The 13,459-nt window shown below is 62.8% G+C and carries 13 protein-coding genes; 10 read left to right on the top strand and 3 right to left on the bottom strand.

The window, feature by feature from the left end; translation table 11 throughout:
* Positions 1–6 precede the first annotated feature (6 nt).
* The gene (locus X757_RS0133375) at positions 7–387 is read right to left on the bottom strand and encodes a metalloregulator ArsR/SmtB family transcription factor (protein ID WP_023702997.1); all 381 of its coding nucleotides are present in this window, start codon (positions 385–387) and stop codon (positions 7–9) included.
* A 156-nt stretch (positions 388–543) separates the two neighbouring features.
* On the opposite strand from X757_RS0133375, the gene X757_RS160110 reads away from it, so the two are divergent.
* From X757_RS160110 to X757_RS160140, 7 genes are all read left to right on the top strand, one after another.
* A complete protein-coding gene (locus tag X757_RS160110) occupies positions 544–1,500 on the top strand; it encodes an acyl-CoA desaturase (protein WP_023714739.1) in 957 nt (318 codons plus the stop codon).
* Positions 1,501–1,623: 123 nt separating this feature from the next.
* Positions 1,624–2,220 carry a LysE family translocator gene (locus X757_RS160115; RefSeq protein WP_023688075.1) on the top strand — a complete coding sequence of 199 codons (597 nt, stop codon included), beginning with the start codon at positions 1,624–1,626 and terminating at the stop codon, positions 2,218–2,220.
* A 225-nt stretch (positions 2,221–2,445) separates the two neighbouring features.
* Positions 2,446–3,735 (top strand): efflux RND transporter periplasmic adaptor subunit, encoded by a 1,290-nt coding sequence (locus X757_RS160120; protein WP_023688076.1) that lies wholly within the window; start codon positions 2,446–2,448, stop codon positions 3,733–3,735.
* Positions 3,732–6,896, top strand: coding sequence for an efflux RND transporter permease subunit (locus tag X757_RS160125; protein ID WP_023725321.1), 3,165 nt, complete (start codon positions 3,732–3,734; stop codon positions 6,894–6,896). Before X757_RS160120 ends, X757_RS160125 begins: the two co-directional genes overlap by 4 nt.
* Positions 6,897–6,960: 64 nt before the next feature.
* Positions 6,961–7,584, top strand: coding sequence for a nitrile hydratase subunit alpha (nthA, locus tag X757_RS160130; RefSeq protein ID WP_023702993.1), 624 nt, complete (start codon positions 6,961–6,963; stop codon positions 7,582–7,584).
* Complete coding sequence (gene nthB / locus X757_RS160135) at positions 7,581–8,240, top strand: nitrile hydratase subunit beta (RefSeq protein WP_023725320.1); 660 nt, start codon at positions 7,581–7,583, stop codon at positions 8,238–8,240. The genes nthA and nthB overlap by 4 nt, the downstream gene beginning before the upstream one ends.
* Positions 8,227–8,601: a nitrile hydratase accessory protein gene (locus tag X757_RS160140; RefSeq protein WP_023725319.1), complete on the top strand. Its 375-nt coding sequence runs from the start codon at positions 8,227–8,229 to the stop codon at positions 8,599–8,601. The genes nthB and X757_RS160140 overlap by 14 nt, the downstream gene beginning before the upstream one ends.
* 41 nt (positions 8,602–8,642) lie before the next feature.
* On the opposite strand, the gene X757_RS160145 is transcribed toward X757_RS160140, so the two are convergent.
* Positions 8,643–8,945, bottom strand: coding sequence for a hypothetical protein (locus X757_RS160145; protein WP_023668360.1), 303 nt, complete (start codon positions 8,943–8,945; stop codon positions 8,643–8,645).
* A 241-nt stretch (positions 8,946–9,186) separates the two neighbouring features.
* On the opposite strand from X757_RS160145, the gene X757_RS160150 reads away from it, so the two are divergent.
* A complete protein-coding gene (locus X757_RS160150; RefSeq protein WP_023682070.1) occupies positions 9,187–10,314 on the top strand; it encodes an ATP-dependent RecD-like DNA helicase in 1,128 nt (375 codons plus the stop codon).
* Between the two features lie 20 nt (positions 10,315–10,334).
* Here X757_RS160150 and X757_RS160155 read toward each other — a convergent pair whose 3' ends face one another.
* Complete coding sequence (locus X757_RS160155) at positions 10,335–10,754, bottom strand: STAS/SEC14 domain-containing protein (RefSeq protein ID WP_023682069.1); 420 nt, start codon at positions 10,752–10,754, stop codon at positions 10,335–10,337.
* A gap of 112 nt (positions 10,755–10,866) precedes the next feature.
* On the opposite strand from X757_RS160155, the gene X757_RS160160 reads away from it, so the two are divergent.
* Positions 10,867–11,607 carry a pyridoxine 5'-phosphate synthase gene (locus X757_RS160160; protein WP_023690926.1) on the top strand — a complete coding sequence of 247 codons (741 nt, stop codon included), beginning with the start codon at positions 10,867–10,869 and terminating at the stop codon, positions 11,605–11,607.
* A gap of 77 nt (positions 11,608–11,684) precedes the next feature.
* Positions 11,685–13,459, top strand: a 1,775-nt coding sequence (locus X757_RS160165; protein ID WP_023725318.1) for a potassium transporter Kup, incomplete at its 3' end; no start/stop codon positions are given.

The raw sequence follows: 13,459 nt of genomic DNA, 5'->3' as shown, positions 1-13,459 counted from the left end.
GTCCAACTATTTTACCGGCTTGGGATCGACCTTGCCGCTCGCCAGATTCTTACTCTCCCTTTTGATCGGGCGCGATACCGGACAGACGTCCTGGACGAAGCCGTTCAGCGTGTTAACCAGATTGTTCTGGACCAGCGAGTAGCGGATGAATTGTCCCTGCCGCTCCCTGGCGATGAGGCCGGCCGTCTCCAGGATGCTCAGATGCTGCGAGATCGACGGCTTCGACATGTCGAAGCGCGCCGCGATCTCGCCCGCGGTCAGCGAGGAGTGGGCGAGATAGGCGAGGATCTTGCGCCTCGGCTGCGATGACAGCGCCTCGAACACGCGCTGTATGGCGCTGCTTGCCCCGATAGCCGTGTCGCCATCCGCTGCATTGTCTTCGATCACCGCCTGCCTCTGTCGTTTCGCTTCCGGTATTTAGTCTATTGCCTAAATACCTAAATCGGAATAGTAGATAGTTAGCTTATTGCCTAAATAAGCGCCGGCGCGCCGGAAGGCAAGGCTCTTTGGTCCGGAAATGTTTCCTGCAGAGGAGGGGTACCGATGAAGACCATATCCACAGGCAGAATGATCTCGCAGCCCTTGAGCGATGCCGAAGATGGCGAGGTCGTCTGGATGCCGGCCAAGTCGATCTGGGTCGGTGCGATGACGCTGATTGCGTTGGTGTTCGGGCCGCTGACCTTCAGCTGGAGCGCTTTCGCCCTGTTCGTAGCGACGACGGCGGTGACGATCTGCGCCGGACACTCGGTCGGCATGCATCGCCTGCTCATCCATCGCTCGTTCAAGGTTCACATCTGGCTCAAACACGCGCTGGTCTATCTCGGCACGCTCGTCGGCATGGCCGGTCCGTTCGGCATGATCTATGCGCATGACATACGAGACTGGGCGCAGCGCCAGACGGCTTGTCACGACCTGCACGCCCACCGCCGGCCTTTCTTCACCGACGCTTTCTGGCAAATGCATTGCGCCGTAGCGTTGCGCAATCCGCCTGACTTCGTCATCGAGCCGTCGATCAGAAACGACCGCTTCTACAAATTCGTCGAGCGGACCTGGATGCTGCAGCAACTGCCGTGGGCGATCCTTTTCTTGCTCCTCGGCGGGTGGAGCTGGGTGGTCTGGGGCATTGCGGTGCGTATCTCCGTGTCGCTGACCGGGCATTGGCTGGTCGGGCATTTCGCACATCGCAGCGGGCAGCAGGGCTGGCGCGTCGATGGCGTTGCCGTGCAGGGCTACAACCTGCCGCGTTTCGGCCTGGTGACCTTTGGCGAGAGTTTCCACGGCAATCACCATGCGTTTCCCGAATCCGCAAAGCTCGGCCTGGAACGCGGGCAGATCGATCTCGGCTGGCTCTTCATCCGCATCCTGGCTGCCCTCGGCCTCGCGCATGGCGTGAAGCTTCCCGGGAACACGCCGAGGCGCAAAGGCCTGCGGCGTGTGGCTGGCCGTCAGGAGGCCGCCGCCGCTCCCAGCCTGTTGTCGGCGCGGGCCCACGGCAGGTAGACTGTGCCGGCCTGGCTGGCTCGGGATAGGCGGATCACGGCGGAGCGCTTTGGACCAATGGAATGAGGTTGCGTCCAGCGCTCTGTCGATTTAAGTCAGCATTGCTGACCTTTGTGAGCCGTCATGACCCTCGACGCTTTCCTTGCCCTTTTGGTCTACGCCTTCGTGACCTCGATCACGCCGGGGCCGAACAACCTCATGCTCTTGGCGTCGGGCGTGAATTTCGGCCTGGTCAGAACCATCCCGCATATGCTGGGCATCAGCATGGGTTTCCTGGTGCTGTTGCTTGCTGTCGGCTTTGGCCTGGGCGCGGTGCTTACGGCGTTTCCGGCCTTGCACACCGGATTGAAGATCGCCGGCGCTGCCTATCTGCTCTATCTCGCCTGGAAGATCGCCATGTCGCGCTCGCTGTCCAGCAAGGGTGAGACGGAGGCACGGCCGATGCGGTTCATCGAGGCAGCCGCATTCCAGTGGGTCAATGCGAAAGCCTGGGTGATGGCGATCACCGCCATGGCCGTCTACTCCAATCCGGACCACCCGTTCCTGTCGGTGGCGCTGATCGCGATCGCCTTCACCGTCGTCAACCTGCCGAGCGTCTCGATGTGGGCCGGTTTCGGCACAGCGCTGCGCGGGTTCCTGTCGGATCCGGTGCGGCTGAAATGGTTCAACATCGCCATGGGCGTGCTCTTGGCGGCGACGCTCTGGCCGATGCTGAAATAGACGCATCCCGCCTGAGATCTCAACCGCATCCTGGCTGGTTTTCCGACTGCTGAGCCGGCTGCATAGTCATTGTGCAGTGCACATTAAATCTTCGTAATGCCGTGTTTTGGCCCTTTTCCGACAAATGTGCGTCCTATCTACTTCGGCGAGATCGCGGCAAGGCGCCGTGATTGCGTAGAATGAGACCACCGGGTTCGGCGTGTCGGATCATAGGGCTTTTAGTCGATGCGCGGTAAAGTCGTTCTGGCGGTGGTGGTGGCAGCGGCCTGTGTCGCCGCGGCATGGGTCTATTTTTCGCCGGCGGCGATGAGCAGTCTGCAGCAGATGCTGCCGGGCGCCAGGCAGACGGCAGCGGCGGACAAGCCGGCTGGATCGGACAAGGCTTCGGCCGACAAGGCAGGGGGCAAATCCGGCGCCGGCGGCAATGCCGCCCGTTCGGCCTCGATCGTCTCGGCCACCGCGACAACCGCCGATTTTCCGATCCGCCGTTACGCCATCGGCTTCGTGTCGTCGCCGGCCGTGGTCAACATCAACGCCCGCGTGTCCAGCCAGATCGTATCGATCGACGTCAAGGACGGCCAGATGGTGAAGGCCGGCGACCTGCTGTTCTCGCTCGACGACAGGGCGCTCAAGGCGCAGCTTGCCAAGGATCAGGCGACGCTCGCCAAGGACCAGGCGCTGCTAACCAGTTCGGGCTCCGACCTTCAGCGCGCCAAGGATCTCGTCGCCAAGCAGGCCGGCACGCAGCAGACTTACGATCAGGCGGTGGCGGCGCAAAAGGCTGCCGCGGCGACGGTCGATGCCGACAAGGCGACGATCGACGCCGACAATGTCCAGCTCGGCTTTGCCAGCATCAAGGCGCCGATTGCCGGCCGGCTGGGCGCGGTCAACGTTTCGGTCGGTGACCTCGTCACCTTGAGCAACGGCAACTCGAGCACGGCCACGCCGCTGGTGACGATCACCGAGATGGATCCGCTGCAAGTCAACTTCAACCTGCCGGAGAGCAACCTGGCGCTGCTGCACAAGGCGCTGGCCAACCCGCAGCAAGGCGCGGTGACGCTGACCAAGGATGGCGATCCGACGCCGATCGGCAACGGCACGCTCGACTTCGTCGATTCCAGCGTCGACACCGCGTCCGGCACCATCGCGACACGGGCGAGCATTCCCAACGCCGATCTTTCACTGTGGCCCGGCCAATATGTGAATGTCGTGCTCGACGCTGGCATCATGCCGCAGATGACATCCATCCCGACCGTTGCCGTGCAGCCCAGCCAAAAGGGACCGTTCGTCTATGTCGTCAAGCCCGACAACACGGTCGAGATGCGACCGGTGCAGGTGGCGCTGACCGAAGGCGAAAACAGCGCCATCAGCGAGGGCGTCAAATCAGGCGAGAAGGTGGTGGTCGAGGGCCAGACCAGGCTGAAGGACGGCGCCGCCATTCACGAAGGCAAGGCGGCCGGCGGTGATCAAGCTGCTCCCAAGGTCGCCGAGGCCGGCAAGGCGGCTGCCCAATGATTTCCGAATTCTGCATACGCAGGCCTGTCGCCACGCTGCTGATGTCGTTCGCCCTCGTGCTGGGCGGGCTGTTCGCCTACAAGTTCCTGCCGGTGGCGGCGCTGCCGAGCGCCGAATTCCCGGTCGTCAACGTCTCGGCCACCCTGGCCGGCGCTTCGCCCGAAACCATGGCCACTTCGGTGGCGACGCCGCTGATCAAGCAGTTCGCCACCATCGCCGGCATCGATTCGATCTCGACCAGCAATTCGCTGGGACGCACGTCCATTGCCATCCAGTTCGTGCTCAACCGGGATATCGACGCGGCGGCCGCCGACGTGCAGGCGGCGATCGCGCGCACGCAGCGGCAGTTGCCGCCGGAGATGACGTCGCCGCCGAGCTATCGCAAGGTCAATCCGGCCGACGCGCCGATCCTTCTGATGTCGCTGGTCAGCGACACGGTTCCGCTCACCGACCTCGACGCCTTCGCCGAAAACGTCATCTCGCCCTCGCTGTCGACCATCGACGGCGTGGCGCAGGTGTCGATCTTCGGCCAGCAGAAATATGCGGTGCGCGTGCAGATCGACCCGACGGCGCTGGCGGCGCGCGGCATTTCGATCGACCAGCTGCAGACGGCGATCGCCTCGGCCAATTCCAACACGCCGCTCGGGGTCTTGCAGAACGACAAGCAGCAGCTGACCATCACGGCCAACACGCAGCTCACCAATGCCGCCGGGTTCTCCAACCTCATCATCGCCACCAAGAACGGCCATCCGGTGCGGCTGGGCGAGGTGACGCGCGTCATCGACTCGGTCGAGACCACGACGACCGCAAGCTGGTACGACGGCACGCGCGCCATCATCCTGGCGGTGCAGCGCCAGCCCGACGCCAACACGGTCGACGTCGTCGACAAGGTCAAGGCGATGCTGCCGTCGTTCAAGGACCAAATGCCGGCCGCCGCCGACATCAAGCTGCTCAACGACCGTTCGACCTCGATCCGCCAGGCCGTCGACGACGTCCAGTTCACGCTGCTTCTGACGATCGCTTTGGTGGTGACGGTGATCTTCGTCTTCCTGCGCCGGGTGACCGCAACCATCATTCCGGCCGTGGCGGTGCCGATCTCGCTGATCGCGACGCTCGGCGCCATGTTCCTGTTCGGCTTTTCCATCGACAACATCTCGCTGATGGGCCTGACGCTCGCAGTCGGCCTCGTCGTCGACGACGCCATCGTCATGCTGGAAAACATCTTTCGCCACATGGAGGAGGACGGTCTCTCGGCCTTCGATGCCTCGCTGAAAGGCGCGCGCGAGATCGGCTTCACCCTCATCTCGATCTCGATCTCGCTGGTGGCGGTGTTCATCCCCGTGCTTTTGATGGGCGGCGTCATAGGCCGCATCTTCAACGAATTCGCCGTCGTGGTGACGGTCGCCATCCTGGCTTCGATGTTCGTGTCGCTGACACTGACGCCGATGCTGTGTTCGCGCTTGCTGTCGGTGACCAAGGCCGATCGCGACAAGCATGCCCCCGGCCACAAGCACGATATCGTCACCCGCGGCTATGACCGGCTTTTGACCTTCTGCCTGCGCCACACTTTTCTGGTGTTCCTCGTCTTCGTCGGCACGGCGGCAGGGTCGGTCTGGCTGATCGAGGTCTCGCCGAAAGGCTTTTTCCCGCAAGAGGATATCGGCCAGATCTCGGTGACGACGATCGCCAGGCAGGACATCTCCTACGACGCCATGGTCAAGCTGCAGAACCAGGCGGCAAGTGTCTTCTCGCGTTCGCCCTATGTCTCGCATGTGGCCTGGTCAGCCGGCGGCGGCAACAATGCGCTGAACCAGGGCCAGCTCTATGTGCAGCTGAAGGACAAGAGCCAGCGCCCCGACATCGATAAGGTGCTGTCGGATCTGCGGCGGCAGCTGGCCGTCGTGCCGGGGATCGATGCCTATATGCAGCCGGTGCAGAACCTGCGACTTGGCGCGCGTTCTTCCGCCAGCGCCTACCAGCTCGTCGTTCAGGGCCTCGATACCGGCCTGACCGACACATGGGCGCAAAAGCTCAACGATGCGATGGCGGCCGATCATGCGAATTTCACCGACGTCACCAGCGATCTGCAGAACAATTCATTGCAGGCGACGCTGGTGGTCGATCGCGACAAGGCGGCGTCGCTCGGCATCGACACCGACACGCTGCGCTCCAGTCTCTATGGCGGCTTCGGCACGGAGCAGGTCTCGACGATCTTCGGCTCGGCCGACAGCTACGAAGTCATCATGGAGCTCGATCCCAACATCGAATGGTCGCCCGAGCGCATGCTGGCCATCCAGGTCAGGACGGCAAGCGGCAGCCTGGTGCCGCTCGGCGCCTTTGCCCGCGTCGACCGCACCGCCGGCGCGCTGACGGTCAACCAGCTCGGCCAGCTGCCCGCGGTGACCATCTCCTACAACCTGCCGCAAGGCGTGGCGCTGGGCGACAGCACGGCCCGCATCGCCGCGCTGAAGGAGCAGATCGGCATGCCGCCGGCGATTTCGACCAGCTTTGCCGGCACCGCCAAGACCTTCCAGGACTCGCTGGCCAATCAGGGCCTGCTGATCGGCGGCGCCATTCTGACCATCTATATCGTACTCGGCATCCTCTATGAGAGCTTCATCCATCCGCTGACCATTCTGACCGGCCTGCCTTCGGCGGTGCTGGGCGCCGTGGTCGCGCTGCGCTTTGCCGGCATGGACCTGTCGGTGATCGCGGTGATCGGCATCCTGATGCTGATCGGCATCGTCAAGAAGAACGGCATCATGATGGTCGACGTCGCGCTGGAGCTGCGACGAGAAGGCATGTCGGCCAAGGAGTCCATACACAAGGCGTGCCTGATGCGTTTCAGGCCGATCATGATGACGACGTTGGCGGCGCTGATGGGCACGTTCCCGATCGCGCTCGGCACCGGCGCCAGTGCTGAGCTGCGCCAGCCGCTCGGTGTCGCGGTCGTCGGCGGGCTGCTCGCTTCCCAGGCGCTGACGCTGTTCGTCACCCCTGTCATCTATGTCTATTTCGAGAATTTCTCCGGGTGGCTGGTGAGCTTCTTCTCTTCGAAGAAGAACAAGCCGGCGCTGCATGCGGTCGAGAGCGGCGAGCAGGCGTCGCTGTTCGGCCCCGAGGACCGGCTCATCGAACCCCAGAAGGCCGCCGCCGAATAGGGGATAGCCCGTGGCCCAAGCTGTCATGCTTGCGGCCATGGGCCGCCGATCCTAATCTGAGATCATGTCCCATGATCATGACCACGACAATGAGCTCGACCCGTTTGCGGCGCGCGTGCGCGCGCTGGAGACCATCCTCACCGAAAAAGGCCTGATCGATCCGGCCGCAATCGACGTCATCGTCGACACCTATGAGACCAAGATCGGACCGCGCAACGGCGCCAGGGTGGTGGCGAAAGCCTGGAGCGATCCGGCCTTTGCCGAGTGGCTGAAGCGCGACGCGACTGCGGCGATCACCTCGCTGGGCTACACCGGCCGCCAGGGCGAGCACATGCAGGCGGTGTTCAACACGGACGAGACGCACAACCTCGTCGTCTGCACGCTGTGCTCCTGCTATCCGTGGTCGGTGCTCGGCCTGCCGCCGGTCTGGTACAAGGCGCCGCCCTATCGCTCACGCGCCGTGATCGATCCGCGCGGCGTGCTGGAGGAGTTCGGGCTGACCTTGCCGGCGGAGAAAAACATCCGCGTCTGGGATTCGACTGCCGAACTGCGCTATCTCGTGGTGCCGATGCGGCCTGGCGGTACCGAAGGCTGGAGTGAGGACCAGCTCGCCGAACTGGTCAGCCGCGATGCGATGATCGGCACGGCGGTGGCCAAAGAACCCGGGACAAAGAAGGTACCGGCATGAACGGGCCGCAGGATCTCGGTGGGCAGATGGGTTTCGGGCCGGTCGCGCCCGAAAAGGACGAACCGTATTTTCATGCGGATTGGGAGAGGCGGGCGCTCGGCGTCACGCTGACTGCCGGCGCCATGGGCGCGTGGAACATCGACGAGAGCCGGCACGCCAGGGAATCGCTGCATCCGGCCGTCTATTATTCCTCGAGCTACTACCAGATCTGGATCAAAGCGCTCGAGGTGCTGCTGAAGCGCCATGGCTTCGTCAGCGAGCGCGATCTGACGGAGGGTAAGGCGGTCGATCCGGCGGCGACGCCCAAAAGGGTGTTGAAGGCCGAAAACGTGCCGGCGGTACTGGCCAAGGGCAGTCCCTGCGACCGGCCGGTCGAGACGGCGCCGCGCTTCAAGGCCGGCGACCCGGTGCGGACAAGGAATTTCAATCCCACCGCCCACACGAGGCTGCCGCGTTATGCGCGCGGCAAGCACGGAGTTATCGAGGCCGTGCGTGACGGTTTTGTGTTCCCCGACAGCAACGCGCATGGCAACGGTGAAAACCCGCAATGGGTCTATACCGTGGTCTTCGATGGCTCGGAAATCTGGGGCGAGGGCGCCGACCCGACGCTGACCGTCTCGATCGATGCCTGGGAGAGCTATCTTGAGCCGGCCTGAAGGTGCATTGCCGGCGGGTCTGGACGAACCGGTATTCGCCGAACCCTGGCAGGCCGAAGCCTTCGCCATGACGGTGGCGCTGCATGACAAGGGCCTGTTTTCGTGGAGCGAATGGGCCGATGCGCTGTCGGCGCAAGTGAAGAAGCCGGGCGCCGCAAGCGACGGCCACGACTACTACGAGCATTGGCTGGCTGCGCTGGAGACGCTGCTGGCGGCCAAGGGCGTCGCGGGAAAAAGTGACGTCGACACGCTCGCCGCCGCCTGGGAACGCGCCGCGCATGCAACCCCGCACGGCAAGCCGATTTTGTTGGAGAACGATCCGGGGCCGACCAGAGGTAGCGGCGGCGGCGCGAACATATAGTCCGCCTGTGGTTGGTGTTTGAAATCTGGCGGCCGATGCAACTAATTTTCGACGACCATGCCTTCGTCGTCCCCATAGACAAACGCCTCAACGACGGCGAAGCGGCCACGGTTTTTGGAAATGGCGACGAAGTCGTTGTCACCCAAGTGGAGGATCACTTGCTCGTCGCTGATGGTAACACGTTCTATGGTTCTGGCATTTTCGTCACTCAGACAGGCCGTGACCTCGGTATATATCGCGAACCCTGCGTCATCCGACAAGGAGACAACGATGCCATAACCAGGTTCGCCGATTTCGATCTTCTTTATCGACTTTCCGATCAGCCTGTCTGCGAACGACCTCATCAATATCCTCGCTTATAGGTGTCTGCGCCGATCTGCATCTCGATCATGTCCGTGATAGTGGCATTGCCCGACTAGGTTCAAGTGCCTGAACTCAAATCGTTCGTTATCCGCTTGCATGTTCACTTTACGTTCGCATTTGCGCCTGCTAGTTTGTCCCGTTGAAGGTGAGGCAATCCCATCGTTTTAAGCGGTGGTTGGCACCAAGCTTGTCTTTCTCTCGCGAATCCGGTCTGTCGAACCGATGGAATTCTCTCCCCAACAGGATGAGGCGTTGAAGGCGGTGGCGCGCTGGCTGAAAGAGGGCCGGCCGCAGGTCTTCCGGCTGTTCGGCTATGCCGGCACCGGCAAGACCACGCTGGCGCGCTATTTTGCCGAGCATGTCGACGGGCAGGTGCAGTTCGCCGCCTTCACCGGCAAGGCGGCGCAGGTGCTGCGTTCCAAGGGCGCGGTCAATGCCCGCACCATCCATTCGTTGATCTACCGGCCGAAGGGCGAGGAATCGGTGTCGGACGAGGTGACCGGCAAGACCTCGATGTCGCCGACCTTCTCGCTCAATCGCCAAAGCCCTATTTCACGGGCGAAGCTGGTGGTCATCGACGAATGCTCGATGGTCGACGAGCAGCTTGGCCGCGACCTTCTGAGTTTTGGCACGCCGATCCTGGTGCTTGGCGATCCGGCGCAGCTACCGCCGATCTCGGGCGGCGGCTTTTTCACCGAGCATGAGCCGGATGTGCTCTTGACCGAAATCCACCGCCAGGCGCGCGACAATCCGATCATCCAGCTGGCGCTCGACGTGCGCGAGGGCCGCGAGTTCATGCGCGGCGACTACGGCAGCGCGCAGGTCATCGGCAAGGAGGACGTCACCCAGGAGCTGGTGCTGAAGGCGGACCAGGTGTTGGTCGGCACCAACCGCACACGCCGCCGCTACAATCAGCGCCTGCGCGAGCTGAAGGGTTTCAATGCCGATTATCCGCAGGCCGGCGACAAGCTGGTCTGCCTGCGCAACGACCCCGCCAAGGGCCTGCTCAACGGTTCGCTGTGGAAGGTGATGACCTCGTCGCGCGAGACGGTGAAGCCGGGCATCAACCTTCTGGTCTCGCCCGAGGAGGACGATCCCGACCGCGGCGTCGCCAAGATCAAGCTGCTCAAGTCGGCTTTCGAGGATCCGGACGCCGATATCCCCTGGCAGCAGAAGAAGCGCTTTGACGATTTCGACTATGGCTACGCGCTGACCGTGCACAAGGCGCAGGGTTCGCAGTGGAACGATGTCGTGCTGTTCGACGAGAGCTGGGCGTTCAAGGAAACCCGCCAGCGCTGGCTCTATACTGCCATCACGCGGGCGGCAGAGCGGCTGACGATTGTTAGATAGCTGGCGTTAGATAGCCGGCGTCAGGTAGCAGCCGGCGCAGCAGGGCTGAGTGGCGTCGCACCCAGCCATTGCCAGGCATCCGCTTCATCCTCGGCCGCGAAGTGCCTGAACTCGATGGGTGGCGAAGCCGGAAGGAAGTTCCGCGCATCCGCTATCCAGTCGGGCTCACCGATCGTCGCGCACCGGGCGATATGCTCCAGGGCGTGCACCGTGCCCTGTTTCAGCGTCTCGTCGTCCATATCGATCCAGTCGACGCCCTCATGATCAACCAGCCGCACCAAGACATCGATCCTCGGGTGCAGCGCGTAGGCAGCCTCCAGCAATCCGAACAGATTTTCGCCGTCGGCGGCCGATACATGGCCGACGACGTCGATGGCGAAAAGGTCCTCACGGTCGGTTTCGAGGCGGCGGATCGCGGGCACGGATTGGAGAAAATTCATTGGCTGGGTTCCCCCTTGCGAGCAGATGTCATCACTGGAACACCCGAAAGCCCCTGTCTGTTCCCATCAAAGGCAGTATAGATGCGCTGCACAAACAGCCGGACCTCACGCCATGCCCGCGAAACTCTCGGTCAATCTCAACGCCATCGCCATGCTGCGCAACCGCCGCGACCTGCCGTGGCCGAGCGTCACCGGGCTCGGCCGCCTGGCGCTGGCGGCCGGCGCGCACGGGCTGACGGTTCATCCGCGGCCCGACGAGCGCCACACCAGGCATTCCGACCTGCCGGAGATCCGGGCGCTGATCGACGACGAGTTTCCCAAGGCGGAATTCAACATCGAGGGCTACCCGACCGAGGATTTTCTGGCGCTTGTGGAAAGGCACCAGCCGGAGCAGGTGACGCTGGTGCCCGACGATCCGGCGCAGGCGACATCGGACCATGGCTGGAACTTTGCCGCCGAGGCGGCGTTCCTTATCCCGATCGTCAAGCGTCTGAAAAAAGGGGGCTTCCGCGTGTCGCTGTTTTCCGATCCGGATCCCACCGGCGTCAATGCCGCGCGCGACACCGGCGCCGACCGCATCGAGCTCTATACCGGGCCCTACGGCAGCTACCATTCCGATTCCGCCAAGGCGCGGAAGGAGCTGGAAAGATTGGGAAAAACCGCGGATGCCGCACTCGCCGCCGGGCTCCAGGTCAATGCCGGGCACGATCTGGTGGTGAACAACCTTCCGGCATTGGCAAAGCGCATTCCGGCATTGGCCGAAGTGTCTATCGGACACGGGTTGACAGCCGATGCGTTGGAGTATGGCATGGCCGGCACGGTGGGGCGGTTTCTGAAGGCTTGCGGTTGGTAGCGGTGGAAGGCTCGTGTCGAAGGTGATATCGCATGACAGCAAGCAAGGCGCACCGCGCGGTGATCGGGGAGTAGTCGATGGCTCTTTCCAGCATCGGTAGCGAGGCTGAACCCGTCGAACAACCGAACCACTCCCACACTGAACAGCACAGCACCAAAGTTCTGATGCTGGGCGCGCTTGGCGTCGTCTATGGCGATATCGGCACCAGCCCGATCTATGCCTTCCGCGAGGCGCTTCACGCTTCGCCTGGTACCGACACGCGTATAGATGTCCTGGGCGTGCTGTCGCTGATCGTCTGGGCGCTGACGATTATCGTCACCATAAAATACGTCGCTTTCGTGCTTCGCGCCGACAACAAGGGCGAGGGCGGCACGCTGTCCCTGATGGCGCTGGCGCGCAGCGCCTATCCAAAAGGCGCCAAGCTTATCCTCGGCATCGGACTTTGCGGGGCGTCGCTTTTTTTCGGAGACGCTATCATAACTCCGGCCATTTCCGTGCTGTCGGCAGTTGAGGGCCTGGAAGTGGTGACACCGACGCTGGAGGCCTATGTCGTTCCGATCACCTTGGTCATCCTGGCATTTCTGTTCTCCGTGCAGCGCTTCGGCACGGGGAAGGTGGCGGCAGTATTCGGGCCGGTGACGGCGCTATGGTTCCTGGCCATCGGCGTTTCCGGGCTCTACCACCTGATGGACGATCCTTCGGTGCTGTTGGCGATCAACCCGTATTATGCGATCGCCTACTTAGCCGGCACGCCGACCGCCGCTTTCGTGACCGTTGGTGCAGTGTTCCTGGCGGTAACGGGGGCCGAGGCGCTTTATGTCGACCTTGGACATTTCGGGCGCAAGCCGATCGTGCTCGCGTGGTTTTCCGTGGTGTTTCCTTGCCTGCTGCTCAACTACTTCGGCCAGGGCGCCTTTGTATTGGCGAATGGCGGCAGGCCGACCAATCCATTCTTCGAGATGTTGCCGGATTGGGCGCTGATGCCAATGGTCGGCTTGGCAACGGCCGCCACCGTGATCGCCAGTCAGGCGGTGATCTCGGGTGCTTTTTCGCTGGCACGCCAGGCAGTGCAACTCAACCTGCTGCCCCGCATCGAGGTGCAGCACACGTCCGAAATGCAGAGCGGCCAGATTTATATGCCGCGCGTCAACCTGCTCATCGCCCTGGGAGTGATGCTGCTGGTTGTCGGCTTCGGCAGCTCGAGTTCGCTGGCTTCCGCTTACGGAATTTCGGTGACCGGCGAGATGCTGATGACAACCATTCTGCTGTTCGTTGTCATGCGCAATTTGTGGAAATGGCAGCTTGGGCTCGCCCTGGCATTGGCGCTGCTGTTCGGCACCATCGACATGGGTTTCTTCCTGGCGAATGTCGTCAAGATCGTGGAAGGCGGATGGGTGTCAATATCCGTTGCCTGCCTCATGGGGCTGATCATGACCACCTGGATACGCGGCAGCCGCTATCTCTTCGACAAGACCCGGCGCAACGAAATCCCGCTCGATTTCCTCGCCGGCAATCTGTTGAAGAAGAAGCCGCAGCTGGTGTCCGGCCCCGCCGTGTTCCTGACCAGCGATCCGCAAAGCGCGCCGACAGCGCTGATGCACAGCCTGAAGCACTACAAGGTGCTGCACGAGCAGAACGTCATTCTGTCGGTGGTCACCGCCCCGCAGCCGCTGGTGCCCGACAGCGAGCGGGTCAAGATGGAGACAGTCAACGAGTTGTTCATGCGGGTGACGCTGACCTTCGGCTATATGGAGCAGCCCAACATTCCGCGCGCGCTGGCGATCTGCCGCAAGCAGGGCTGGAAGTTCGACATCATGACGACTTCGTTCTTCCTGTCGCGGCGCTCGCTCAA

The sequence above is a fragment of the Mesorhizobium sp. LSHC412B00 genome (assembly GCF_000503035.1).
In the GTDB taxonomy this organism is placed as follows: domain Bacteria; phylum Pseudomonadota; class Alphaproteobacteria; order Rhizobiales; family Rhizobiaceae; genus Mesorhizobium.
This window is presented reverse-complemented; position numbering and strand designations above follow the sequence as displayed.